This window comes from Saccharopolyspora oryzae, from assembly GCF_027853915.1.
Taxonomy (GTDB): Bacteria; Actinomycetota; Actinomycetes; order Mycobacteriales; family Pseudonocardiaceae; genus Saccharopolyspora; species Saccharopolyspora oryzae.
The window spans coordinates 1-25,176 of sequence record NZ_JAQGLA010000068.1; the positions used below are offsets into that span (position 1 = coordinate 1).

Annotated in this window: 20 protein-coding genes; 11 read left to right on the forward strand and 9 right to left on the reverse strand. The window is 70.8% G+C overall.

Features of this window, described 5'->3' with window-relative positions:
* Nucleotides 1-1,117: amidohydrolase (locus tag OU415_RS28760; RefSeq protein WP_270952477.1), on the reverse strand; the 1,117-nt coding region annotated here is incomplete at its 3' end.
* 445 nt (nucleotides 1,118-1,562) lie between these two features.
* Between OU415_RS28760 and OU415_RS28765 the strand changes: the two genes are divergently transcribed.
* Nucleotides 1,563-2,072, forward strand: coding sequence for a cupin domain-containing protein (locus tag OU415_RS28765; protein ID WP_270952478.1), 510 nt, complete (start codon nucleotides 1,563-1,565; stop codon nucleotides 2,070-2,072).
* A gap of 520 nt (nucleotides 2,073-2,592) precedes the next feature.
* Here OU415_RS28765 and OU415_RS28770 read toward each other — a convergent pair.
* A complete protein-coding gene (locus OU415_RS28770; protein ID WP_270952479.1) occupies nucleotides 2,593-3,654 on the reverse strand; it encodes a 2-oxoacid:ferredoxin oxidoreductase subunit beta in 1,062 nt (353 codons plus the stop codon).
* Entirely contained in the window at nucleotides 3,651-5,528 is a 1,878-nt protein-coding gene (locus OU415_RS28775; protein WP_270952480.1) for a 2-oxoacid:acceptor oxidoreductase subunit alpha, read from the reverse strand. The genes OU415_RS28770 and OU415_RS28775 overlap by 4 nt, the downstream gene beginning before the upstream one ends.
* Before the next feature lie 401 nt (nucleotides 5,529-5,929).
* Between OU415_RS28775 and OU415_RS28780 the strand changes: the two genes are divergently transcribed.
* Entirely contained in the window at nucleotides 5,930-6,613 is a 684-nt protein-coding gene (locus OU415_RS28780) for a nitroreductase family protein (RefSeq protein WP_270952481.1), read from the forward strand.
* Nucleotides 6,614-6,679: 66 nt separating this feature from the next.
* Nucleotides 6,680-8,065, forward strand: coding sequence for a dihydrolipoyl dehydrogenase family protein (locus OU415_RS28785; RefSeq protein ID WP_270952482.1), 1,386 nt, complete (start codon nucleotides 6,680-6,682; stop codon nucleotides 8,063-8,065).
* Between the two features lie 249 nt (nucleotides 8,066-8,314).
* Here the strand turns inward: OU415_RS28785 and OU415_RS28790 are convergent, their stop codons facing one another.
* Complete coding sequence (locus tag OU415_RS28790) at nucleotides 8,315-9,547, reverse strand: PAS domain S-box protein (protein WP_270952483.1); 1,233 nt, start codon at nucleotides 9,545-9,547, stop codon at nucleotides 8,315-8,317.
* Nucleotides 9,548-9,596: 49 nt separating this feature from the next.
* On the reverse strand, nucleotides 9,597-10,865 hold the full coding sequence (locus OU415_RS28795; RefSeq protein WP_270952484.1) for an alpha/beta fold hydrolase: 1,269 nt from the start codon (nucleotides 10,863-10,865) through the stop codon (nucleotides 9,597-9,599).
* A 185-nt stretch (nucleotides 10,866-11,050) separates the two neighbouring features.
* On the opposite strand from OU415_RS28795, the gene OU415_RS28800 reads away from it, so the two are divergent.
* From OU415_RS28800 to OU415_RS28830, 7 genes are all read left to right on the forward strand, one after another.
* Nucleotides 11,051-11,704, forward strand: a complete 654-nt coding sequence (locus OU415_RS28800) for a GntR family transcriptional regulator (protein ID WP_270952485.1) — start codon at nucleotides 11,051-11,053, stop codon at nucleotides 11,702-11,704.
* A 217-nt stretch (nucleotides 11,705-11,921) separates the two neighbouring features.
* Complete coding sequence (locus OU415_RS28805) at nucleotides 11,922-12,704, forward strand: enoyl-CoA hydratase/isomerase family protein (RefSeq protein ID WP_270952486.1); 783 nt, start codon at nucleotides 11,922-11,924, stop codon at nucleotides 12,702-12,704.
* Entirely contained in the window at nucleotides 12,701-14,770 is a 2,070-nt protein-coding gene (locus OU415_RS28810; RefSeq protein WP_270952487.1) for an acetate--CoA ligase family protein, read from the forward strand. The genes OU415_RS28805 and OU415_RS28810 overlap by 4 nt, the downstream gene beginning before the upstream one ends.
* Nucleotides 14,767-15,855: an acyl-CoA dehydrogenase family protein gene (locus tag OU415_RS28815; protein ID WP_270952488.1), complete on the forward strand. Its 1,089-nt coding sequence runs from the start codon at nucleotides 14,767-14,769 to the stop codon at nucleotides 15,853-15,855. The genes OU415_RS28810 and OU415_RS28815 overlap by 4 nt, the downstream gene beginning before the upstream one ends.
* Nucleotides 15,852-16,778, forward strand: a complete 927-nt coding sequence (locus OU415_RS28820) for an acyl-CoA dehydrogenase family protein (protein WP_270952489.1) — start codon at nucleotides 15,852-15,854, stop codon at nucleotides 16,776-16,778. The genes OU415_RS28815 and OU415_RS28820 overlap by 4 nt, the downstream gene beginning before the upstream one ends.
* 51 nt (nucleotides 16,779-16,829) lie before the next feature.
* Nucleotides 16,830-17,447 carry a TetR/AcrR family transcriptional regulator gene (locus OU415_RS28825; RefSeq protein ID WP_270952490.1) on the forward strand — a complete coding sequence of 206 codons (618 nt, stop codon included), beginning with the start codon at nucleotides 16,830-16,832 and terminating at the stop codon, nucleotides 17,445-17,447.
* 59 nt (nucleotides 17,448-17,506) lie between these two features.
* On the forward strand, nucleotides 17,507-18,784 hold the full coding sequence (locus tag OU415_RS28830; protein WP_270952491.1) for an MFS transporter: 1,278 nt from the start codon (nucleotides 17,507-17,509) through the stop codon (nucleotides 18,782-18,784).
* Here OU415_RS28830 and OU415_RS28835 read toward each other — a convergent pair.
* Genes OU415_RS28835 through OU415_RS28850 form a run of 4 tightly spaced genes read right to left on the reverse strand, consistent with a single transcriptional unit; the run spans nucleotide 18,781 to nucleotide 24,180 of the window.
* The gene (locus OU415_RS28835; protein WP_270952492.1) at nucleotides 18,781-20,535 is read right to left on the reverse strand and encodes an acyclic terpene utilization AtuA family protein; all 1,755 of its coding nucleotides are present in this window, start codon (nucleotides 20,533-20,535) and stop codon (nucleotides 18,781-18,783) included. The genes OU415_RS28830 and OU415_RS28835 overlap by 4 nt on opposite strands.
* Nucleotides 20,536-20,562: 27 nt before the next feature.
* Complete coding sequence (locus OU415_RS28840) at nucleotides 20,563-21,591, reverse strand: phosphotransferase family protein (RefSeq protein WP_270952493.1); 1,029 nt, start codon at nucleotides 21,589-21,591, stop codon at nucleotides 20,563-20,565.
* A 1-nt stretch (nucleotide 21,592) separates the two neighbouring features.
* Nucleotides 21,593-23,251 (reverse strand): class I adenylate-forming enzyme family protein, encoded by a 1,659-nt coding sequence (locus OU415_RS28845; RefSeq protein WP_270952494.1) that lies wholly within the window; start codon nucleotides 23,249-23,251, stop codon nucleotides 21,593-21,595.
* Nucleotides 23,251-24,180, reverse strand: a complete 930-nt coding sequence (locus OU415_RS28850) for an SMP-30/gluconolactonase/LRE family protein (RefSeq protein ID WP_270952495.1) — start codon at nucleotides 24,178-24,180, stop codon at nucleotides 23,251-23,253. The genes OU415_RS28845 and OU415_RS28850 overlap by 1 nt, the downstream gene beginning before the upstream one ends.
* A 165-nt stretch (nucleotides 24,181-24,345) precedes the next feature.
* Between OU415_RS28850 and OU415_RS28855 the strand changes: the two genes are divergently transcribed.
* The gene (locus OU415_RS28855) at nucleotides 24,346-25,167 is read left to right on the forward strand and encodes a crotonase/enoyl-CoA hydratase family protein (RefSeq protein WP_270952496.1); all 822 of its coding nucleotides are present in this window, start codon (nucleotides 24,346-24,348) and stop codon (nucleotides 25,165-25,167) included.
* Nucleotides 25,168-25,176 lie beyond the last annotated feature (9 nt).

Consider the following 25,176-nt stretch of genomic DNA (forward strand, 5'->3'; position numbering starts at 1 on the left):
TCCCGTGGCTGCGCAGCCGCGCGATGTCCTCGACCGCCAGGACCTGCGCGTGCTCGATGCGGTGCCGCATGTCCCCGCCGACCTCGGCCATCGCGGCCTCGTAAGCGTCGAGCACCATCCGGTTCCCGGCGTCGCCGATGGCGTGGGTGGCCACCTGGAACCCGTCCCGCATCACCTGCGTGACCCGGTTGCGCAGCTCCGCGGCGTCCATCTGCGGCAGCCCGGAGTTGCCGGGGTCGTCGGCGTAGGGCTGGAGCATCGCGGCACCGTGCGAGCCGAGCGCGCCGTCGATGTAGAGCTTGACGGTGCGGACCCTCAGCATGTCGTTCGCGAAGGAATCACCGCGCGCCTGCACGCCGAGTTCGCGGTAGGCGTCGTAGGTGAGGAACGAGTTGGTGCGGATCGTCAGCTCGCCGGAGGCGGCGAGCTGGTGCAGGACGGCGAGTTCGGCGGCGCTGGTGCCCGCATCGCTGACCGAGGTGAGCCCGACCTCGTTGAGCTTCCGCTGCGCGGCCAGGAAGTTCTGCTTGATGTCCTCGGTGGTCGGTTTCGGCAGGTGTTCCTCGACGAGGTCCTGCGCGGCGTCGACGAAGGCCCCGGTGGGCGCACCGTCGGCCCCGCGCACGATCTCCCCGCCCGAGGGCGTCGGGGTGTCGCGGTTGATGCCGATCTGCCGCAGCGCGGCGGAATTCGCCACGCCGGCGTGCCCGTCGACCCGCACCAGCCACACCGGGCGGTCCGGCACCACGGCGTCCAGGTCCGCGGCGGACGGCAACCTCCCGAGGCCCCAGATCACGTCGTTCCAACCGCGCCCGAGGATCCACTGCCGGTCCGGGTGCTCCGCGGCGAAGGCCTTGAGCGCCTTCATCGCTTCGTCCAGCGACTTGGTCCCGGCGAGGTTGAGCTGCGAAACGTTGGCGCCGAGCTGCCCGAAGTGCCCGTGCGCGTCGTGCAGGCCGGGGATGAGCACCCGCCCGCGCCCGTCGATGCGCTCGGCTCCCCCGGCGTTGCCGACGTCGAGCCCTTCCACCCGCCCGTCCGCCTTGATCAGCAGGTTCGAGAACTCGAACGGCCCGTCGGGGGTCAGCGTGAAGCCCCGCACGTTGTCGATCAGCACCGGCCCTCCTCCCCCAGCTGGACCCGGCGCGCCCGTGGAACACCCCGCCGACACCGCAACGCCCGCCGTGGCCAGCCCGACGAGCTTGAGGAACTGGGCCCGCGAGATGCGGGGCTGCGGGGAACGCCGACAGCAGTCCTGGCACATGCCGACCTCCTAGCTGATCATTCGCGAAGCGAAGGTAAGCCCGCGTCCTTGCCCGGTCAATCAGCAGAAGGTGGGCAAATCCCCCGCCAAGCCCGCCCTCTCCTTGCGCCCAGCCACAGCAAAAACCCGGTTCCGGCACCGCATCCGCCACGAACAAAGATGTCTCAGTGTTCATTTAATTGACATTCACATGAACGCTGATTATCTTAACGTTCGCCTACTTCGATCGACCGAGGAGCAGTACGGCCGATCCGGCCCCACGACCTGCTCGAACCCCTCCGCACCGACTGAGGAGGCCGTGTCCTATCCCGATCCCCGCTACTTCGGCGAGCACGGCGAGATCAGCGCCAGCTTCCGGCCCTCGACCGCCGAGCCCGACTTCGTCGCCAAGCCCATCGCCACCGACGGCCCCACCGTCGGCGCCGGCACCGCCTACCACTACCTGTCCACCACCGCCTCCACCGGCGGCGAGTACGGGCTGTACCGGGTGGACATGGGTCCGGAGAGCGCCGGGCCAAGCACGCACTTCCACAAGGCGATGTCGGAGTCGTTCTTCGTCCTCTCCGGCACCATGCGGCTCTTCGACGGCGAGCGCTGGATCGACGCCACGTCCGGCGACTACCTCTACGTCCCGGTGGGAGGCCTGCACGCCTTCCGCAACGAATCGGGCGAACCCGCCTCGATGCTCATGCTCTTCGCCCCCGGCGCACCCCGCGAGGAGTACTTCGAAGGCATCACCGAACTGGGTTCGCTCAGCGACGAAGAACGCGCGGAGTTCTTCCACCGCCACGACAGCTTCTTCGTCTGAGCGGGCCCCAGATCTCCGACGAAGCGGGCCTCGCCACCGCCTGACCGACTCCCCGGGCGGGTTCGACAATTCGACTGCGCAATGGAGCGCGCCCGAGGTAGTGTGGCCGCACTCTGATCAGGTTCCCCAGGAGTTCGCCGCAGAACGGGAACCCGCTCGCGCGAAACGAGGGGCGGCACAGGTGTTCACCCTGCCCTTTCGGAGGCGCAAGACATGAAGATCGGCCTCGGCCTTCCCATCGCCGACCCCACCGCCCGGCAGCCCTGAAAACCCAACTCCGCCAACTCGAATCCCTGGGTGCGGACGATGCGGTCCTCTACTGCTGGTCACCCAATCCCGACCAGGTCCACCACCTCGCAGACCTCCTCCCCTGACCCGGCAACAGGCGGTCGTGAGCGGTTCGGGGTGCTGGGGCGCCCCGAAGTGCTCACGAAGCCGGTGAGCTCGGTGGTTCCGACAGGAGCGAACATGGTGAAGGGCACCTCGACGGATCGAGGTGCCCTTCACCGCGTTGCGAAGCTCAGATGGTCCAGGTGTCGTTGCCGTGGAGCAGGTGCTGGAGGTCGGCCGGCTTGGACTGCTGGGCCTCCTCCACCTGAGCCCTGGCCAGATCGTCGTAGGTGGGGCGCTGGACCGAGCGGAAGATGCCCGTCACCGCCGGGCTCAGGTCCTGGCCGCCGAGGCGGGACAGCGCGAAGGCGTAGGACGGGTCCTCGCGGTTCGCATCGTGGACCACCACCTCGGACTCGTCCACTTCGGACAGCTTGGAGACGCGGAAGCCGTCGGCACCCGAAACCACGCCGTAGCGCTCGTCCTCCGGGCCGAAGGTGATCGGCTCGCCGTGCTTCAGCGAGACGATCCGGCGCTGCTTCTCCTCGTTGTCCTTCAGCACGTCGAAGGCGCCGTCGTTGAAGATCGGGCAGTTCTGGTAGATCTCCACCAGCGCGCTGCCGCGGTGTTCCGCCGCCGCCTTCAGGGTTTCCGTCACGCTCGCGCGGTCCGAGTCGATCACCCGCGCCACGAACGACGCCTCCGCGCCCAGCGCCAGCGACACCGGGTTGAACGGGTGGTCCAGCGAACCGGCCGGGGTCGACTTGGTGACCTTGCCGACCTCGCTGGTCGGCGAGTACTGGCCCTTGGTCAGGCCGTAGATCCGGTTGTTGAACAGCAGGATCTTGAGGTTCACGTTGCGGCGCAGGGCGTGGATCAGGTGGTTGCCGCCGATGGACAGCGCATCGCCGTCACCGGTCACCACCCACACCGACAGGTCCGGCCGGCTGGTCGCCAGGCCGGTGGCGATCGCCGGGGCCCGGCCGTGGATGGAGTGCATCCCGTAGGTGTTCATGTAGTACGGGAACCGGGACGAGCACCCGATGCCCGAGATGAACACGATGTTCTCCCGCTTGAGCCCCAACGACGGCAGGAAGCTCTGCACCGCGTTGAGCACGACGTAGTCGCCGCAGCCCGGGCACCAGCGGACTTCCTGGTCCGACTTGAAGTCCTTGGCCTTCTGCGGTTCGTCGGCGGTCGGCACTCCGGCCAGCCCGCCCAAGCCCGGGATTCCCAGATCGGTGGTCGTCACGCGGACACCCCCTGCACGACATCGGTGAGCACGTTCTGCAGCTCCTCGGCTCGGAACGGCAGTCCGGCGACCTTGGTGTAGGACTGCACGTCGACCAGGTAGCGGGCGCGCAGGAGCATCGCCAGCTGCCCGAGGTTCATCTCCGGGACGATCACCTTGTCGTAGCTGCGCAGCACGTCGCCAAGGTTGCCCGGCATCGGGTTGAGGTGGCGCAGGTGGGCCTGCGCGATGGACATCCCCTGCGCGCGCACCCGGCGGCAGGCCGCACCGATCGGCCCGTACGACGAACCCCAGCCCAGCACCAGCACGCGGGCGTCGCCGGACGGGTCGTCGACGGTGATGTCCGGAACCGGCACGCCGTCGATCTTGGCCTGGCGCAGCCGGACCATCCGGTCGTGGTTGTCCGGGTCGTAGGAGATGTTGCCCTTGCCCTCGGCCTTCTCCAGGCCGCCGACCCGGTGCTCCAGCCCCGGCGTGCCAGGCACGGCCCACTCGCGGGCCAGCGTCTCGGGATCGCGCACGTAGGGCCAGAACTCGCCGGAACCGTCCGGCGCGTTGGGCTCGGTGGCGAACTCCACGCGCAGGTCGGGCAGCTGCTCGACGTCCGGGATCAGCCACGGCTCCGAACCGTTGGCGATCGCGCCGTCGGACAGCAGCAGCACCGGCGTCCGGTAGGTCAGCGCGATGCGCACCGCGTCCAGCGCCGCGTCGAAGCAGTCCGCGGGCGAGCACGGGGCGATCACCGGCACCGGCGATTCACCGTTGCGGCCGTGCAGCGCCTGGAGCAGGTCGGCCTGCTCGGTCTTGGTCGGCAAGCCCGTGGAGGGGCCGCCGCGCTGGATGTCGCACACCAGCAGCGGCAGCTCCAGCGTCACAGCCAGACCGATGGTCTCCGACTTCAGCGCCAACCCGGGCCCGGACGTGGTCGTCACGCCCAGCGCACCGCCGAACGAAGCGCCGAGCGCCGCACCGACGCCGGCGATCTCGTCCTCCGCTTGGAAGGTCGTGACGCCGAAGTTCTTGTGCTTGGCCAGCTCGTGCAGCACGTCCGAGGCGGGCGTGATCGGGTAGGTGCCGAGGAACACCGGGAGGTCGCTGCACTGCCCGGCGGCCACGATTCCGTAGGCCAGGGCGGTGTTCCCGGTGATCTGCCGGTAGGTACCGGCGGGCAGCGCGGCGGGCGCGACCTCGTAGGTCACCGCGAAGGACTCGGTGGTCTCGCCGTAGTTCCAGCCCGCGCGGAAGGCCAGCACGTTGGCCTCGGCGATCTGCGGCTTCTTGGCGAACTTCTCGCGCAGGAACCGCTCGGTGCCCTCGGTGGGCCGGTGGTACATCCACGACAGCAGCCCGAGCGCGAACATGTTCTTGCAGCGGTCGGCGTCCTTCTTGCCGAGCCCGGTGCCCTCCAGCGCACCCTGGGTCAGCGTTCCCATCGCCACCTGGTGCACCTGGTAGCGGTCGAGGTCGTCGCCCTCGAGCGGGTTGCCGTCGTAGCCGACCTTGGTCAGGTTGCGCTTGCTGAACTCGTCGGTGTTGACGATCAGGATGCCGCCGTGCGGCAGATCGCCCAAGTTCGCCTTGAGCGCCGCCGGGTTCATCGCCACCAGCACGTCCGGCCGGTCGCCCGGGGTGAGGATGTCGTAGTCGGCGAAGTGCAGCTGGAAGCTGGAGACGCCCGGCAGGGTTCCGGCAGGAGCGCGGATCTCGGCGGGGAAGTTCGGCAGCGTCGCCAGGTCGTTGCCGAAGGCCGCGGCTTCGGAGGTGAACCTGTCACCCGTCAGCTGCATGCCGTCGCCGGAGTCCCCGGCGAACCGGATGACCACCCGGTTCAGCTTCTGGGCGCCGTTGGTCCGGTGCCCGTTCGCGGTGCTCAACTTGATCCGTTCCCCTTCACCTGCAGGCAACGTCCATTCTGTGGCGAACGATACAGCCCCGTTCTTTATTCCGATCACAGCCCGACTCGAACCGATCACCTTGCGCACGCAACCGCACGTTCGCCCGGATCGAGGGATGTTCATCGAAACGATCGAGTTCCGCATCGTCGCGCAGGTAATGCCCCCTGTACCGACGTACCCGACACTCGACCACGGCAGACGGCCGGCGGAAAATGTGACGTGCCCCATATCGTGGCTGCCGCCCGTCTCGCGTTGCCGATTTTCCCACCATCCGGGAACGCGTTCGCCGAAACGGCCGATACCTGCGGCGCCGGCGGTCCGCTTTCATCACAGCCGACCGGGCGCGATGCGCTGGAACCCGAACAGCCCCAGGAGGATCAGTGACCGCACCAGCACCTCGGCCCCACTCCCACCCGTTCGTCCCCTACGCACCACCGCGGCTCGACGTCGCGGAGGGGTTGCGGCGCGGTCAGGAGCTCTTCGAGCACTTGGACGGTCGCCGCAGCGTGCGGTTCTTCAGCTCCGACCCGGTCCCGCGCGAGGCGATCGAGATGGCCGTGCGGACCGCGAACACCGCGCCCAGCGGTGCGCACCAGCAGCCGTGGACCTTCGTCGCCGTGCAGGACCCCGACCTCAAGCACCGCATCCGGCTGGCCGCCGAGGCGGAGGAACGCGCGTTCTACGAGCGCGAGGACATCCCGCAGTGGCACGGGGCGCTGTCCCGGCTGGAGACCGACGCGGACAAGGAGTTCCTCGACGTGGTGCCGTGGATCGTGGTCGCCTTCGCCCAGAAGTACCGGGTGGACGACACCGGGCGGCAGAAGCACTACTACGTCAACGAGAGCGTCGGCATCGCCTGCGGCATGTTCATCACCGCCCTGCACACCATGGGGCTGGCCACGCTGACCCACACGCCGAACCCGATGGGATTCCTGACGAAGATCCTGGAGCGCCCGTCCAGCGAGCGCCCCTACATCCTGTTCCCGATCGGCTATCCGGCCGCCGACTGCGAGGTTCCCGAGCTGACCCGCAAGCCCCTGGACGAGGCTCTGCTCTGGCGCTGAGACCCTGTCCCCGAACGCGTTCTGCGTGGCGGCGCCGAGCACGAAGTGGTGCCCTGGGACGAGACGGTGACGAACGGGAACGGGGTGGGTGCGGTGGCCGACGAGGTCGACGTCGTGGTGATCGGCATGGGTCCGGGCGGCGAGGACGTCGCCTCCCGGCTGGCCAGGGCCGGGCTGTCGGTGGTCGCGGTGGAATCCCGCCTGGTCGGCGGCGAATGCCCGTACTTCGCCTGCGTGCCGACGAAGATGATGGTGCGCGCCACCGATGCGCTGGCCGAAGCGCGCCGGGTTCCGCAGCTCGCCGGGCGGGCCGACGTGCGTGCGGAGTGGACGCCGGTGGCCGACCGGATCCGCGACGAGGCCACCACCGATTGGGACGACGAGATCGCCGCGCAGCGCTTCGAACGCACCGGCGGTCGCCTGGTGCGCGGGTTCGGGCAGATCACCGCGCCGGGCGAGGTCACCGTCGGGGACCAGGTGTTCCACGCGCGGCGCGGCATCGTGCTCAACCCCGGCACCGATCCCGTGGTGCCGCCCATCGACGGGCTCGCCGGGAGTCCATATTGGACGAACCGGGACGCGGTGCCGGCCCGCGAGGCGCCGGAATCGCTGCTGGTGCTCGGCGGCGGGCCGGTCGGGCTGGAACTCGCACAGGTCTTCGCCCGGTTCGGCACCGCCGTCACGGTGATCGAGGCGCAGCCCCGGCTGCTGGCGGTCGCCGAACCCGAAGCATCCGAGCTGATCACCGAAGTGCTGCGCGCCGAAGGAATCCAGGTGCGCACCGGCAACGGCGTGGAGCGCGTCAAGCACGACGACCAGTTCGAGGTGCAGCTGGCCGGCGGCGAACAGCTCACGGCGCAACAGCTCCTGGTGGCCACCGGCCGGCGCACCGATCTGCGCGCGCTGGGCGTCGGCGCGGTCGGTCTGGACGAGCAGGCGCGCACCATCCCGGTCGACGAGCGCATGCGCGCCGCCGAGGGGGTGTGGGCGATCGGCGACGTCACCGGTCGTGGCGCGTTCACCCACACATCGATGTACCAGGCGCGCATCGCCGCGGCCGACATCCTCGGGCAGGACGGCGAGACCGCCGACTACCGGGCGATGCCGTCGGTGGTGTTCACCGATCCCGAAGTCGCGACCGTCGGGCTGAGCGAAGCCCGGGCGCGCGATGCCGGGATCAACGTACGCACCGGGATCACGCGGATCCAGGAGTCCACGCGCGGTTTCATCCACAAGGTCGACAACGCCGGGATCATCAAGCTGGTCGCCGACGCGGAGCGCGGCGTGCTCGTCGGAGCGACCGTCGTCGGCCCCTACGGCGGCGAGATCGTGGGGGCGCTCGCGGTGGCCGTGCACGCCGAGGTCCCGGTGTCCAGCCTCCGCAGGATGATCTTCGCCTACCCGACCTTCCACCGAGCCATCGAATCCGCCCTGGCCGACCTCGACGTCTAGCTCCCTCGACGAGTCCCCCGCGCCGGTGCGGGCGGGTCACCGACGAGTCTCAAAATTCAATGGAAATCGGATGTCCGATTTCCATTGAATTTGCGGAACTCCGCCACAGACCGGACCACCTGTCCACAAGTTCCGGTGTGTCGGGATCTGACACGCCGGTGCTGTGTCCGGGCGGGGACCACAGTTTCAATTGAAACTGCGAGCTCCAGGCACGGCGGAGCACAGTTTCAATTGAAACTGCGGGTTGGGTCAGCGGCCGCCGCGGGCTTCTCGGCGGCGGCGCTTGCTGGCGTACATGTCCCGGTCCGCCAGGTGCAGGAGGGCGTCCGGGGCGATCGACGGGTCCGAGGTCACCGCGTAGCCGACGCTGGCGCGCAGGGTGATGGGCATCGCGTGCACCACGATGTCGGTGTTCATGTGCGCCGCCACGCGGTCGCGCAGGGCCTCCGCGGCGGCCTCGTCCGGCAGCAGGCTGACCACCACGAACTCGTCGCCGCCGATGCGCGCGACGGTGTCGCCTGCGCGCACCGCCAGCTGGATCTCGCGGGCGGCGGCGATCAGCAGCTGGTCGCCGACCGCGTGGCCGTAGCGGTCGTTGGCCGGTTTGAGCTGGTCGAGGTCGGCCAGCACCACCGCCAGCACCCCGTTGCCGCGCGCGAGCTGCTGGAGCCCGTGGTCCAGGCGGTCGGCGAGCAGGGCCCGGTTGGCCAGCCCGGTCAGCGGGTCGTGCAGCGCCAGGTGGGCCAGGCGGGCGTCCACCATCCGCTGCTCGCCGATGTCCTCGTACTGGCTGACCACGAACGCCGGCGATCCGTCGGCGCCGGGCACCGTGGTCGCCCGGATCAGCATCCAGATCGGGCGGCCGTCCTTGTGCCGGTAGCGCTTCTCCAGGTTCACCGAGTCGATCAGGCCGGAGGCCAGGTCCTCGAGCGCGGCGTTGCCCTGCTGCTCGTCGTCCTCGTAGGTGATGTCGGCGAACGACATCGACAGGATCTCCTCGCGCGAGTAGCCGAGCATCGAGCAGAGCGTGTCGTTGACCGCCGTCCAGGCGCCCTTGAGGTCCAGCAGCGCCATCCCGATCGGGGCGTTGGCGAAGCTGCGCTGCCACAGCAGCTCGGCCTCCCGGCGCTGGGTGATGTCCTGGATCTGGGAGAGGAAGCAGATCGGGTTGCCGCGGGCGTCGCGGATGAAGGTGCGGGACACCAGCGCCCAGATCAGGCTCCCGTCGGAGCGGATGTAGCGCTTCTCGAGGATCTTCTCGGACTCCACCGGCCCCTCGCGGTCGATGTCTTCCGGGTGGGTGACCTCGCGGTAGTCCAGCCCCTCGAGCTCCTCGGGCTGGTAGCCCAGCAATCGGCAGAGTGCGGCGTTGACGTGCAGGTAGCGGCCCTGCAAGTCGAGGATGGCCATCGCCGCGGCAGCTTGGTCGAAGACGCGCTGCCAGGGCAGGCCAGCAGCGCCGTTCGGCTCGGATGCGGACATGAGAACCGAACCATAGCCGGAGGACCTGCCCCGTGCAGCGAGCGGTCGGTCAGGCGTCGCCCCGGTTCATGGCCAGGAGGCGGTCCAGCACCGCCGGTGAAGCCTTCACGCCGTCGTGCTCGTACTCGTTGGTCACCCACACCCGAGCTCCTCGCACCTGCTCGGCGGAGGCCAGCGCGTGGTCGCGGTCGACGAACATGTCGTCGTGGTAGACCGCCGCGGCCACCGGGACGTCGTTGCGGGCCAGCTGGTCGAGGTCGTAGAGCGCGGGCCAGTCGCTCTTGGCGGCGAGCAGGTCGGCTGCCCCGCGCAGCGGCACCAGCGCCGGGTCCTGCTCGAACAGCCAGGGGTAGATCATCTCGCCGGTGAAGTTGACCCGGCCGGCGGTGGTCCAGTCGAACTCGGGGAACTCCTCGCGCACCCGGTGCGCCGACCACCGCGACGCGGTGCCCTGGCAGTAGATGGACTCGTGCAGCACCGCGTAGAGCGGCCGAGCGGCGAAGGAGACCGCCGCGTCCACGCCGCGCAGGAACGTGTCGGAGAGCGCGCCACCGATGAACGCCTCTTCCAGCTGGTAGTGCAGCGCGTCGAACTGCGAGGCCTGGCCGAACTGGATGCCCAGGGTCTGGAAGCGCTCCGGGGTCAGCCGCTCCCCCGTCGGCATGATCACCTCGTGCTCGGCGAGGTGCTCGACGATCCGCCGCGCGATGTCGGCGTCCTGCGGGTAGCGCGCGAAGTAGGCGTCGTTCTTGCGCAGCGTGCGCGGGTAGGCCGCGCGGTAGACGTCGTCGGCGTCGCCGGTCAGGGTCGGGATGCCGCCGGTGATCAGCACCTGCCGCAGGCCCTGCGGCGCGAGCGACAGGTAGGTCAGCGCGCAGAACCCGCCGAAGCTCTGCCCCAGCACCGACCACGGCTCGTCGCCGATCAGCTGGGCGCGGACGGCTTCGGCGTCTCGGACGATCGAGTCGGCGCGCAGCAGGCTGAGGTGTTCTGCCTGCTCGACCGGGGTCAGCCCGGCCAGGCTCTGCCGGTTCGCCGGAGTGCTGCGCCCGGTCCCTCGCTGGTCGAGCAGCAGCACCCGGTAGTCCTGCAGTGCGCGCCCCAGCCACGCGCTGGTGCTCAGCGGCCGGTCCGCCTTGCCGCCCGGTCCGCCCTGGAGGTAGACCAGCCACGGCAGCTGCTGGTCCTGCTTGGCGGGCGCGACGACCTCCCTCCCGAACACCTCGATCTCCCCGGCGCCGGGGTCGTCGTGGCGCAGCGGAACCCGGAACACGTGGTCCCGGGCGACCAATCCCGGACGGCGGTAGCCGACGGACATGCCAATTCCTCCAAAGTGGACGTCGTGAGCGGCGGTGGTGGTGAGGACGACCATCGCCGCTCAGCCAACCAGGTCGCAGCGAGTCGTGAGCGTAGATGGTCGCAAGGACCACCGTCGCCGCTCACGGGAGCGGGGCGCCGCGGTGGGCTACCCTCTCCGTCACCGGTCGAGCAGAGTGGGGAGCCATGGCGGGGACTTCGGTGGGTCGCGCCGTCGAGCAGATCCGGCAGATGATGCGCAGCCAGGAGTTGTTGCCCGGGCAGCCGCTGCGGCAGGAGGCTCTGGCCGAACGCCTGGGGGTCAGCCGGGTCCCTGTGCGCGAGGCGCTGAAGGCGCTCGAGGCCGAAGGCGTGGTCCGCCACCAGCCGAACGTCGGCTACACCGTGACCCGCTTGTCGTCGGAGGAACTGCGGCAGGCCTACCTGATGCGCGGGGCGCTGGAGGCGGTCGTGCTCCGCGAGCTGCCGCGGTTGAGCGCGGCGCAGATCGTCGAGCTCGGCGAGCTCAACGATCAGATCGCGCAGGCCGCAGACGAGGTCGACGTCCTGCGGATGACCGAGCTCAACCACGACTTCCACTTCGTGATCTTCCGGGCTTCGGGGCTGCGGCTGGTCGTCGACGAGATCGAGCGGATCTGGAAGATGACCGAGGCGTACCGCTCGGTGTACCTCTACGACGAGGCGGCGCGGCGCCGGATCGTCCGCGAGCACCGCCAGCTGATCAACGCCCTGCGCCGCGGCCACACCGAGAAGGCCATCGCGATCATGGATTCCCACCGCGACGCCACCCCGGCCCAGCTCGCCCCGACCCTGGGCTCCGGCCTCCAGCTCCCGGGCTAGTCAGTCCACTATGGATGTTCAGGCAGTCCGCAGGGGAACACCCGAACCTCGCCGGGATCGTCGCCGCTGACCAGGCCGACGGCGAGCCAGCGGCCCGACACCGACCGCCGATTTCGCCGAGTTCGCCGTCCCGCGCAGATTGCATTCAATTTTGTATGGACCGCGGGGGTTCGGCGTGCCAGACTCGGCGCCATTCGGCGAGCGCGGAGGGATGGACATGGCGGACCTCGAGTACCAGGTCAAGGATGGGATCGGGACGATCCTGCTCAACCGGCCGGGGCGGAAGAACGCCTTCACCATGGAGATGATCGACCAGTGGGCGGCGGCGATCCGGTCCGCCCGGTTCGACCCCGAGGTGCGGGTGCTGGTGCTCACCGGTGCTGGTGACGCGTTCTGCTCGGGTGTCGACCTGGACGACTTCACCGCAGGCGAGAAGGCCGTGCTGGACCACAAGACGATCCTGACCGAGCGGATCCACCAGGTCGCGCTGGCGTTGGAGGACTTCGACAAGCCGGTCATCGCCGCGGTCAACGGCGTCGCCGTGGGCGCGGGCATGGACATGGCGCTGATGTGCGACATCCGGTTCGTCGGCGAATCCGCGCGGATGTCCGAGGGGTACGTCCGCATCGGTCTGGTGCCCGGCGATGGCGGTTGCTACTTCCTGCCGCGGCTGGTCGGCACCGCCAAAGCGCTGGAACTGCTGTGGACCGGGGACTTCATCGACGCCGCCACCGCCGTGGAGCTCGGCATCGCCAGCCGCAGCTACCCCGACGACGAGCTGGCGGAGCAGACCTACGCCTTCGCGCGTCGCCTCGCGGACGGTCCGCCCGTGGCGATCCGGGCCATCAAGCGGACCGTCTACCAGTCCGCGCGCACCGACCTGCGGACCTCCCTCGACCTGATCTCGTCGCACATGGCCGTCGTCCAGTCCACTGAGGACTCGGCGGAGGCGATGCGCGCGTTCAAGGAGAAGCGCAGCCCGAAGTTCCACGGTCGGTGAGCGCCGTGGACGGGTTGCTGCACCCGCGGGCGGTGGCGGTCGTCGGGGCTTCCGAGCGTTCGGCGATGGCCGGCCGGTTGACCCGCTACCTGCGCGATTTCGACGGTCCGGTCTACCCGGTGAACCCGAACCACCAGCAGGTGCACGGCCTGCCCTGCTACCCGTCGCTGCTGGAGCTTCCCGGTCCGGTCGACCTGGTGCTCGTGATGGTCCCGGCGGCGCGGGTGCTCGCGGTGGTCGAGGAGGCCGGGCGGGCGGGCGCGTCCTGCGCGGTCGTGCTGTCCTCGGGGTTCGCCGAGGTGGGCGCGGACGGACGCGCGTTGCAGGAGCAGCTGGTCGAGGTGGCCCGGCGGTACGGCTTGCGGGTCATCGGGCCGAACTGCCAGGGCTTGCTCTACCGGCCGACCGGTTTGGCAGCCACGTTCACCGCTGCCGCGGACGGGGAGCAGGCACCTGATTCCGGGATCGCCTACGTCGGGCAGAGCGGGGCGCTGGGCGGCAGCTTCCTGGGCATGGCCGGGGATCGCGGGATCGGGCTCACCGCCTGGATCAGCGTCGGCAACCAGGCCGACATCACCGCGACCGACGCGGCCGAGCTGCTGGTCGCCGATCCGAACGTCCGCGTGCTCGCGTGCTACCTGGAGGAACTGCCCGACGGAGCCCGGTGGCAGCGGCTCACCGCGCACGCCGCTGCGCTCGGCAAGCCCGTCGTCGTCCTGCGTTCCGGGCGTTCCGCCGCGGGTGAGCGGGCCGTCGCCTCGCACACCGGCGCGCTGGTCCGCGCCGGCACCGCGTTCGACCTGCTGACCAGCGAATCCGGTGCGATCCAGGTGGACGACCTGGACGAACTGCTGGACACCGCGGTGGCGCTGACCGCCGAACCCCGGCCGAGGGGCCGCCGGATCGGCGTGATCACCAGTTCCGGCGGTGCCGGCGGATTGGCCGCCGACCAGGCCGAACCCGCCGGTTTGGTGCTGCCCGAGCTGGACCCGGCCACCCGGGACGTGCTGGCGCCGCTCATCCCGGCGTTCGGCAGCGCGGTCAACCCGGTGGACGTCACCGCCCAGGTCATCGACGACGCCGGGCAGTTCGGCGCGGTGTGCGACGCGGTCGCCGCATCCGACGAGGTGGACGCCGTGCTGGTGGTGCTGACCACCATCGGCGGCGAGGCGGCGTTGGAGGTCGCCGAGTCGATCCTGCGGGCCGCCAAGCGCAGCACCAAACCGTTCGCGGTGGCCTGGCTCTACTCGCACGAGCAGATCGCCGAAGCCGGTTCGGTGTTGCGGCGCAACGGGATCTCCGTGCTGGGCACGACCACGGCCGCGCTGCGCCTCATCGCGCACTTGGTGCCGCGGGAACATCGCCGGGCGGAACGGGCGGTTCCCCGCGGTCTGGCACGCTTCCTCGACCGCTCCGAGCTCACCGAGGCCGAGGGCGCGCAGCTGCTCGACGCGCTGCAGGTCGACAGGCCGCGTGGGCGTGTGGTCGAGCCCGCCGATGCTGCCCGGGCCGCGCGGGAGTTCGGCGACGAGGTCGTGCTGAAGGTCCAATCCCCTGATCTGGCGCACAAAAGCGACGTCGGCGGCGTTCTCGTCGGCGTCCCCTCCGAACGCGCGGGCAGCGCAGCCCGGGACATGCTCGACACGGTCGCAGCGAATGCTCCCGACGCGCGCATCGACGGTGTGCTGGTCCAGGAAGTGGTTCCGCGCGGCGTGGAGCTGCTGGTCGGCGTGCAGGGCAGCGAGCACGGCTACCCGCCGGTGCTGACGGTCGGGATGGGCGGGACCACCGCCGAGCTGAACCCCGACGTCGTGTCCGCGCTCGGACCCGTCGATGCCGAACGCGCCGTCGCGCTCCTGCGGGAGCTGCGCGGATGGCCGCTGCTGGACGGGTTCCGCGGTCATCCGCGCTGCGATGTCGACGCGGCTGCCGCGGCGATCGCATCGATCTCCCAAGCCGCCGCCGAACTCGGCGACGAGCTGGGCGAACTCGAGATCAACCCGCTCGTGGTCCACCAGACCGGCGCGGTGGCCGCCGATCTGGTCGTGCGGAAGGAGGCACCGTGAATCCGTTGGCCGAACTGCGCCGGGAGGTGCGGGAGCTGTGCCGCGAGTGGCGGGAGGCGGGCCGGTACCGGCCGCGGCCGGACGCCTGGTTGCGGTCGTTCGACCTGGACTTCAGCCGGGAACTGGCCGGACGCGGCTGGCTGGGCATGACCTGGCCGCGCTCGGTCGGCGGCGGCGAGCGGTCCAACCTGGCGCGCCTGGTGCTCACCGAAGAACTCCTGCGCGCGGGCGCCCCGGTGGCCGCGCACTGGATCGGCGACCGGCAGATCGGACCGTCGATCCTGCGCCACGGAACCGCCGAGCTGCAGCAGGAGATCCTGCCGGGCATCGTCGCCGGGGACTTCGTGTTCTGCCTGGGCATGAGCGAACCGGACGCCGGCTCGGACCTCGCGGCGGTGCGCACCACCGCGACCCGCGTGCCGGGCGGCTGGCGGATCGACGGCCGCAAGATCTGGACCAGCCACGCGCACCGGGCCACGCACGCCTACCTGTTGGCGCGCAGCGAGAAGTCCGAGGTCAAGCACGCGGGGCTGACCGAGTTCGTGCTGGACATGAGCGCCCCCGGGGTGTCGGTGTCGCCGATCGTGGACATGGCCGGGTCGCACCACTTCAACGAGGTGGTCTTCGAGGACGTCTTCGTCCCGGAGCACCGGGTGATCGGTGCGGTCGGCAACGGCTGGCAGCAGGTCACCGAGCAGCTCTCCTACGAGCGCGGCGGACCCGAGCGGGTGCTGTCCACCTACCCGGTGCTGGCCGAACTGCTGGGCACCGCGGACGAGGGCCTGGCGGCGGAAGTCGGTGAGCTGGTCGCGCGGTTGGCCTCGCTGCGCGCGTTGTGCGCGCAGGTCGCGGAATCGCTGGACGCCGGTGAAGCACCTGTCCAGGCCGCCGCCACGTTGAAGTACCTCGGCACCGCGTTCGAGCGGGACGTGCTGGAATGCGCGCGGCGGGCAAGCGGATCCGGGATCGTCGCGCCTGAGAGCGTGCTGGGCGAAGCGATCCTCGCGTCCCCGGGGTTCAGCATCCGCGGCGGTTCCTCCGAGGTGCTGCTGTCCATCCTCGCCAAGCAGGAGGCACGACGTTGAGCTTGATCGCTGAAGTCGCCGCCGACGTGCTGTCCGGAGCCGATCCGCAGGCGACCGGGCTGCACCCGGTGTGGTCGACGATGGTGGAACTGGGCTGGCCGCAGGTCGGCGTGGACGAGTCGCGCGGCGGCGTCGGCGGAACCCTGCAGGACCTGACCGAGCTCGTGGCCGCGACGGCCGCGCACGGGGTGAGCGTGCCGCTGGTCGAGGTGTCGGTTTCGCGCTGGATCCTCGGCGCAGAGCTGGAAACCGCTCCCCTGGTCGTCACCACCACCGATGCCGCCGCCGTGCCGTGGGCGCGCTACGCCAGCCACGTCGTGGTGCGTCCGGAGCGGGAGCCCGCTTTCCTCGTCGAGCGCGGCGAAGTCGAGCACGGCGAGAACCTGGCAGGTGAACCTCGTGATGCGCTGCGGGCGTCCGGAGCCACGACTCCCCTGCCGGACGCGCCTTCGCACGAAGACGTGCTCGCACGCTTGGCGCTGCTCAACTCCGCTGCGCTGCTCGGCGCGGCGCGCGGGGCGTACGAGCACACGCGTGAGCACGTCACGCGGCGCGAGCAGTTCGGTCGTCCGCTAGTCGCGCTCAAGGCCGTGGCCAATTCGCTGGCGGAGATGCGCGTTCACCTCGTCGCCACCGAAGCCGCCGTGTCCCGCGCTGTGCGCGCGCAGAACTCCGAGCGAGCACTGGTCGCGACAGCGGCGGCGAAGATCACCGCGGCGCGGACGGCCACCAGCATCGCTCGGACGGCACACCAGCTGCACGGCGCGATGGGCGTCACGCGGGAACACCCGCTGCACCACGTCACCCGCAAGTTGTGGGCGTGGCGGGACGAATGCGGCACCGAGCGGGACTGGTCGGCACGCCTGGGCCGAACCGCGCTCGCCTCGGGCGAAGCGGAGCTCTGGGACCGGTTCACCGCCTGAGCGGTGGAATTCGGGGGGTTGCGGCCCGGTTCAAGCCGTATCCTGGTTTCCGTGACGACGGCACCGGAATCCTCGTCCCACACCGGCCCAGCGATCCCGCGCGGTCAGGGCGGCGATGCGCTCTCCGTCGCGGCGCGGGAGATCTTCGCCGAGCGCGGCTACCACGGCGCGTCCATCCGGGACATCGCCAAGCGCGCCGGGTTGAGCCTCTCCGCGCTGTACTACTGGCACTCCAGCAAGCAGGAGCTGTTCGCCGGGCTGATGGAGGACAGCGTCAACGACTACGTCCGCACCTGCGACGCGGCGCTGCACGCCTGCGGTGACGATCCCGCCGAGCGGTTGCGCGCGCTCGTGCGCGCCACCGTGGACTACCGGGTGCGGCGGCGGGTGGAGAGCACCATCGCCGCTCGGGACGCCCGCAACCTGGATCCGGTGCACGCGCAACGGCTCGCCGAGCTGCGGGAATCCGCGACGCGGCTGTTCCAGGACATCATCGACGACGGTGCGCGGTGCGGGCGGTTCCGCTGCGAGCACCCCGCCGAAGCGCGCCGCGCGATCCAGGCCGCGTGCAACGCGATCCCCCAGTGGTACGACCCGGAAGGCGACACCGACCCGGCCGAGCTCGCCGACCGCTACGTCACCATCGCCCTGCGCATCGTCGGTGCCTGACACCGGGATTTCGCCTGCGCGTTGACCTCCAGTGCTGTGGAAGTCCTAGCGTTCGTGGTGTGATCGAAGACCTCGGGACGGAACCCGCAAGCCCCGTGCGCCGGGTTCCCCGCGTGCTCCTGCCGTTCCGGCGCAGCGCCTACCGCAGGCTCTCCGCCGCGTTGTGCTTCACGCTGTTCACCACCGGTTTGTGGACCGTCGGGCAGGTCTGGGAGGTCGTGCGGATCGGTGGCGGCGCCAGCCAGCTCTCGTTCGTCGCCGCCGCGGCGTCGCTGGGCGCGCTGCTGCCCATGCTGCTCGGCGGCGCGGTCGCGGACCGGGTGGCGCAGAAGACGATCCTGCTCGTCGTGCAGGGCGTGCACTTCGCGCTGCTCACCACCGCGGCCGTGCTGTCGTTGACCGATCAGATGCAGCTGTGGCACCTGGTCGCGATCGGTTTCCTCGGTGGAACCGCGGTGGCGTTCTACTTCCCCGCCTATTCCGCCTGGCTGCCCTCGTTGCTGGCCGAGGACGAGCTCATGGCGGCCAACGGGTTCGAGGGCATGGTGCGCCCGAGCATCCAGCAGGCCGCTGGTCCCGCGCTCGGCAGCCTCATCATCACGGCTTTCGCGCCGGGCGCGGCGATGGCGGTGGCTGCGGTGCTGGCGTTCGCGGCCTGGTGCACGTTCTGGACCGTCCCGCGCACGCCGGTGCGCGGTGCCGAGGGGCCGGCTCGCGGTGTCTTCGCCGACATCGCCGAGGGTTTCCGGTACATGCTGGCCACGCGGTGGTTGGTCGCTTCGCTGGCCTTCGCCTCGCTCATGGTGATGGTGATGATGGGGCCGTTGCAGGTCGTGCTGCCGTTCCTCATCAAGGACCGCCTCGGCGGTGGTGCCGGGGAGCACGCGCTGGTGCTGGCCACGTGGGGAATCGGTGGTGCGGTCGGATCGCTGGTGATGGGCTCGCTGCGGATGCCCCGCCGCTACCTGACCACCTTGCTCGGGTTGTGGGGTGTGGCGGGCCTGCCGCTGTTGGCGGTTGCCGCCGCCAAGGAGATCTGGGTGGTCACCGCGGCGGCCTTCTTCGTCGGTGCGCTGTTCTCCAGCCCGATGGTGCTGTGGGGCACGCTGCTGCAGCGCCGGGTGCCGCCGCAGCTGCTCGGCCGGATCACCAGCCTGGACTTCTTCGTGTCCATCGCGTTCCTGCCGCTGTCGATGGCCGTCGCCGGGCCGGTCTCCGAAGCGATCGGCACGCAGGCGACGTTCGTCGTGGCCGGGATCGTCCCGCTGATCGCCGCGGTGGTGGCCGTCGTGCTGGGCCGGTTGCCCGCCGACGAGATCGCGCACCCGCTCGACTAGTCCAGCAGTTCCACCGGGACGTCGACGTGGCGGGCGCGGAGGAACTCGCCGACCGCTTTGCCGATCGGGTCGACGCGCAGGTTGCTCGAACCGCCGGTGCCCAGCAGTCCGCGCAGGACGAAGTGCACCGCCCGAAGGTGCGGGAACTCGTGCCGGACGACGTCGAGGTCCTTGGCCTCCGGCATCAGCCGCCGCAGCTCCTCGGTGCTGAGCAGGTCGCGCAGCCACGGCCAGGCCTCCGGGTCTGCCACCCACAGGCCGACGTTGCTGTTGCCGCCCTTGTCGCCGCTGCGCGCGTGCGCGAGGCGGCCGAGCGGGACGCGGCGGGTTTCGCCCGGTGCCACCGGTCCTGGCTCCGGGTGCTGCGGTTGGCTCGGCTGTTCGGTGGCCGGTGGTGGGGCGATCGGGATCCGGGTGCCGTCGTCGAGCACCGCCTCGTGCGGGACCGCGTCGATCGCCAGCAACGACGGCCAGTAGTCGATGCGCGGTTTCGGCGAGCTGGACTGGCGGGCCGCGTTGTCGGTGTAGAAGCCGGGGATGCTGGACAGGAACAGCTCGCCGATCCCCTCGGCCAGCCGTGCCAGGGGTTCCCGGTGGGCGGCGGTGGCCATGATGCGGACCTGGACGGTGGCGTCCCACTGGCGTTCGGGGTCCTCGGCAGCGGTGCCGAGCGCGCTCACGTCGAGTTCGGCGTCCACCCCGGCCAGCAGCGCTTCGGCCTGGGCGCGGATCAGCTCGACCTTCTCCCCGATGTCCAGGCCGGTGGCGTAGACGCTGATGACGATCTGGTGGCCGATCGGGGCGAACACCGCGACCTTGGTGGTCGGGGGCGGTGGGGAGCCGGTGGTCCCGGAGATCTCCACCCGGTCCGGTGCGAGCTGCCGCAGCCGCACGGTGTCCAGGTGCGCGGTCACGTCCGGGTTGAGGTAGTGCGGGCCCTGGATCTCGTAGACCAGCTGGGCCGTCACGGTGTCGGTGGTGACCGCCCCGCCGTCGCCGGCGTGCTTGGTGATCACGGTGGTGCCGTCGGCGGCGATCTCGGCGACCGGGAAGCCCGGCGCGACCATCCCCGGCACCTGGGTGAACCCGGAGAAGTTCCCGCCGACCGCGTGCGGACCGCATTCGATGACGTGCCCGGCCACCACCGCGGCGGCCAGCTCGTCCCAGTCGTCGGTGCGCCAGCCGTGCCACCACGCCGCCGGGCCCGCGGTCAGCGACGCGTCGGTGACCCGGCCGCACACCACGACGTCCGCCCCTTCGCGCAGCGCGGCGGCGATGCCCCACCCGCCGAGGTAGGCGTTGGCGGCGATGGGCCGGTGGCCCCAGTCCGCCAGCGGCGCTCCGCTGTCCAGGCTCGGCATCGCGTGCCCGGCGGCCTGCAGATCATCCACTGTGGACAGGATGTTGTCGCCTTCGACGTGCGCGACCCGCAGCGCCGCACCGCTCTCGGCGATCATCGCGCGCACCGCCCCGGCCAGCCCGGCCGGGTTGAACCCGCCGGCGTTGACCACCACCTTGGTACCGCGTTCGGCCAGCTCCGCGAGGTGCGGGCGGAGCTGGTCGAGGAAGTACTCGACGTAGCCCTTCGACGGGTCGCTGCGGTGCCGGGCAGCCAGCATCGCGAGGGTGAACTCGGCGAGGTAGTCGCCGATCAGCACGTCGCACGGGTCACCGGCCATCGCCTCGTCCAAGGCGCTGCGCCGATCGCCCAGGTAGCCGGAGAAACCACCGATCCGGATCGCCCGCGTCATCTTCTCGCCTCCACGTCGAGTCGCTGTTCACACCAGACCGAGGTCCTGCACCGCCTGCCAGGCCGATCGGGCCTGCCGCAGTTCGTCCTTCGCCCGGTCTTCGGCGTCGTATCCGTCGTCGCCCATCACCCCGGCCAGGTAGCGGGCCCGCACCCCGGCCGTGATGCAGCACGACCGCCAGCGCTGGAACGCCACGTAGTACGGCAGGTCCGACACGTCGCGACCGGTCAGCGCCGCGTAGCGGTCGACCAGTTCGGTCCGGCCGGGGAATCCGGGCTCGGCGGTGGGGCCCGGGGTGACCGCCGGTGCGTCGTCGCCGGGCTGCGCCCACGACGCCACCAGCCAGCCGAGGTCGGCCAGCGGATCGCCCAGGGTGGCCAGCTCCCAGTCGAAGACGGCCAGCACCTCGCCGTCCGGCGCGTACGACAGGTTCCCGGGCCGGAAATCGCCGTGCACGATCCCGGTGCCCTGCTCGGGCACGTTGGCCGCCAAGGCGTCGTGCACTGCGTCCAGCAGCGCCAAGTCCGGGGCGCCCGACTGGTGCACCTGCCGCTGCCAGCGGTGGAGCTGCCGCAGCACGTAGCCCTCGCGGCGAGCGGTGCCGCCCAGCCCGACCGCGTCCGGGTCGACGGTGTGCAGCGCCGCCATGCACTCCACGGTCGCCAGCCCGGCCCTCCTGCGGGCCTGCGGTGAGAACGCCTCGACCGCGGCCGCATCGGCCAGCACGGTGCCGTCGACGAAGCCCATCACGTAGAACTCGGCACCGGTCACCTCCGCGTCGGCGCAGTAGGCCAACGGCTCCGGCACCGGGACGGCCGTGTCGTGCAGGGCGGAGATGGAGCGCCACTCCCGGCTCATGTCGTGGGCGGTGCTGAGGACTCCACCGGTGGGCGGCCGGCGCAGCGCTCGCACCACGCCGTCCGCATCGGTCACCCGGTAGGTCAGGTTGGACCGGCCGCCGGAGATCAGCGAGAACTCGACCGGCGCGCGCAGCCCGGGCACGTTCTCGCGCAGCCAGCGCTCGGTCGGATCCGGGTCTATCCCGCGGAGTTCCACGTCAGGCTCCGATGTGGTCGCGCAGCTGGCGCTTGAGGACCTTGCCGGTCGGGGTGCGCGGCAGCGGGTCGGGGCGGACCACCACGTGGGCCGGGACCTTGAACGCCGCCAGCCGCGCTGCGACGTGCTCCTGCAGCTCCGCGGGCTCGACCGGGGTCCGCAGGTTCACCACGGCCGCCACCTCCTCCCCCAGCTTCGGGTGCGGCAGCCCGATGACCGCGCAGTCGAGCACTGCCGGGTGCTCGAACAGCGCCGCCTCGACCTCCGCGCAGTAGACGTTCTCGCCGCCCCGGATCACCACGTCCTTGAGCCGGTCGACCACGTGCACCCAGCCGTCCTCGACATACCCGAGGTCGCCGGTGCGGAACCAGCCGTCGACGAACGATTCCGCGGTGGCCTGCGGGTTGTTCCAGTAGCCGCGCACGATGTTCGGCCCGCGGAACCAGAGCTCACCGATCTCGCCGTCGGCCACCTCGTCACTGGTCGCCGGGTCCACGACGCGCAGATCCGCGCCCGGGACGCACCGGCCTACGCTGTCCGCGCGGGCGAGGTAGTAGCTGCCCGCGTTGCTCACCACCGCCGAAGTCGTCTCGGTCAGGCCGTAGCCGTTGGCCGGTGCGACGCCCGTGCCCAGGGCGTCGATGCGGTGCACGAGGTCCGGCGGGACCGGCGCGCCGCCCATGTTGACGCCGTCCAGCTTCCGCACGGCTTCGCCCTGCTCGACGAGATCGCGCATCACGGTCGGCACCCCGGCCGCGGTGGTCAGTCCTTCGTCGAGGATCAGCCGGGCCGCGACCTCCCGGTCCCAGCGGTACGTGGTGGCCAGCTTCGCCCCGGACAGCGTGGCGAAGTACATCGTGGTGAGCCCGGCGATGTGGAACATCGGGAACGTCAGCAGCACACCTGGTTGCGGCGCGTCAGGATCGCCCAGCGGTGGGAAGACCCCGTCGTTGGCCAGTGCGGCGTGCACCCGGCGGGCCACCACCGTGTTGAGCAGGTTCGTGCAGTGGTTGCGGTGCGTGGCGACCGCGCCCTTGGGACGGCCCGTGGTGCCGGAGGTGTACATGATCGTCGCGTCGTCGTCCGGGCTGATGTCCACGTCCGGCAGCTCGGCGCGCTCCGGCAGCGATGCCACGAGCTCGGCCCACGCGCGCACGCCGGGCGCCGGTGTTCCGCCCCGGACCTCCACGGTCGGGATCTCGCGATCGATCAGCGCCGTCCGCTCGGCGTCGGCGAACACCAGCTTCGCGCCGGAGTCGGTCAGCCCGTAGCGCAGCTCGGCGTCGGTCCACCAGGCGTTGAGCGGGACCGCGACCAGCCCAGCGGCCTGGATCGCGAAGAAGACCACCGGCCACTCCGGGAAGTTGCGCATCGCGATGGCGACCCGGTCACCGCTGCTCAGCCCGTACTCCTCGCGCAGGCAGCGGGCGAGCCCGGCCACCAGCCGGAAGTGCTCGGCGAAGCTGCACCGGAAGTCCTCGTAGACCAGGAACTCCCGGTCGCCGTAGCCGCTGCTGAACAGCACCACGTCGCGCAGCGTCGCCGGGCCCCCGGTGTAGACGCGCATCGGGATGCCGCCGACGTCCTGCTCGACGATCTCGAAATCGCCGCCCGGCCCGATGAGTTCGGTCAGCAACCGCTCCCGCAGGTCCTCCGCCATCAAGCCCTCCTCGGCGCGTGGTTGAGCTCCAGTCCGGGGCAGTGCCACTCCATCTCGTAGAGGATTCCCCAGCCGGACGAGGTGATGTAGGCGGTGCGCAGGTCCGGACCGCCGAAGCAGATGTTGGTGACGTGCGCGTCGTGGCGGGGCGGTTTGAGCACGTCCTTGAGCTCGCCGTCCGGGCTGAGCACGCTGATGCCACCGGTGATCAGCGTCGCCACGCACACGTTGCCCTCGGAATCCACCGCGAGCGAGTCCAGCAGCTGGTAGCCGGGGAAGCCGTGCAGCAGCGCGGCGCCGGCGGGTCCGTTCCCGGTGCGGCGCAAGCGCCCCGGGCCTTCGACGTCCCAGTACCAGACGCGGCCGGTGGAGGTCTCCGCGACGTAGATCCGCTCGCCGTCCGGGGACAGCCCGACGCCGTTGGCCTCGGTCAGCGGGTAGGCGATCTCCTCGATGCGGCTGCCGTCGGGGGTCGCGTAGTAGAGCCCGCCGCGGTCGGTGTCGCGGGGCCGCCGCTTGCCCAGGTCGGTGAAGTAGAAGCCGCCTTCGGCGTCGAAGACGATGTCGTTGGGGCCGCGCAGCCCGCGACCTCCGACCTCGGCGTAGAGGTCGGTGACGGTGCCGTCCATCGTGACGCGCTGGATCCGGCCGCCGGTGTAGTCGTACGGCTGCATCCCCGGGACGTCGCGGCCGCGGATGTCCAGCCACTCGAAACCGCCGTTGTTGCACACGTACACCGCACCGTCCGGGCCGATCGCGGCCCCGTTCGGACCACCGCCGCAGTCGGCTACCACCGACACCTCACCGCCGGGACCGACCTTCGACAGGGTGCCGCGCTTGATCTCCACCAGCAGCACGGATCCGTCGGGGAGCGCCACCGGCCCTTCCGGGAACTGCAGTCCCGAGGCGATCTGCCGCATCTCGGTCATGGTGCTCCTCTTCCAGATTGTCCACAGTGGATGTTGAGCGCTGCGAGAACCTGATCGGTGACATTAGGCTCGATCGCGCGGCGAGCACAAGGGACGTCCTTGACGCCACGTGAGAAGCCGCCATAGCGTTCGAAAATCCTTGGCGCACCGCACTCTGGAGGTTCCGTGACCACAACGGCCGAGCAGCGGGTCAGCTGCACCACCACCGACGGCGTGGCGGACGTGCGGATGAGCCGGCCGGACAAGCTCAACGCGCTGGACCAGGCGATGTTCGACGCGCTCGTGGCCACCGGCCTGCGACTGCGCGAGGACCCCGCGGTGCGGGCCGTGGTCCTCTCCGGCGAGGGCCGGGCCTTCTGCGCGGGACTGGACTTCGGCAACTTCGCGAAGATGGCCGACGGCGGCCGGTCCTTCGAACGCCGCGCGGCGACCACCGAACCGGTCGGCCCGGCCGAAGCCCGCGGCCAGCAAGCGGCCCACGTCTGGGCGACGATCCCGGTCCCGGTGATCGCCGCGGTGCACGGGGTGGCCTTCGGCGGCGGCCTCCAGATCGCGCTGGGCGCCGACATCCGCCTGGTGGCCGCCGATGCGCGGCTGTCGGTGATGGAGATCAAGTGGGGCCTGGCCCCGGACATGACCGGCACCCAGGTCCTCCCGGAACTGGTGGGCCGGGACGTGGCCAAGGAACTGACCTTCACCGGCCGCGTCGTCAGCGGTACCGAAGCGGCCGACCTCGGCCTGGCCACCCGCGTCGAGGCCGATCCGCTGGCCGCAGCGCTGGAGCTGGCCCGCGAGATCGCCGCCAAGAGCCCGGACGCGATCCGCCACTCCAAGCGCCTGCTCGACATGGCCGGGCGCGCCACCCTCGCCGAGGGCTTCGCGGCCGAGCAGGAAGCGATCCGGGCCCTCATCGGCAGCCCCAACCAGACCGAAGCGGTCAAGGCCAACCTCGACGAGCGCACTCCGCACTTCACCGATCCCACCTGACCCTCCTCC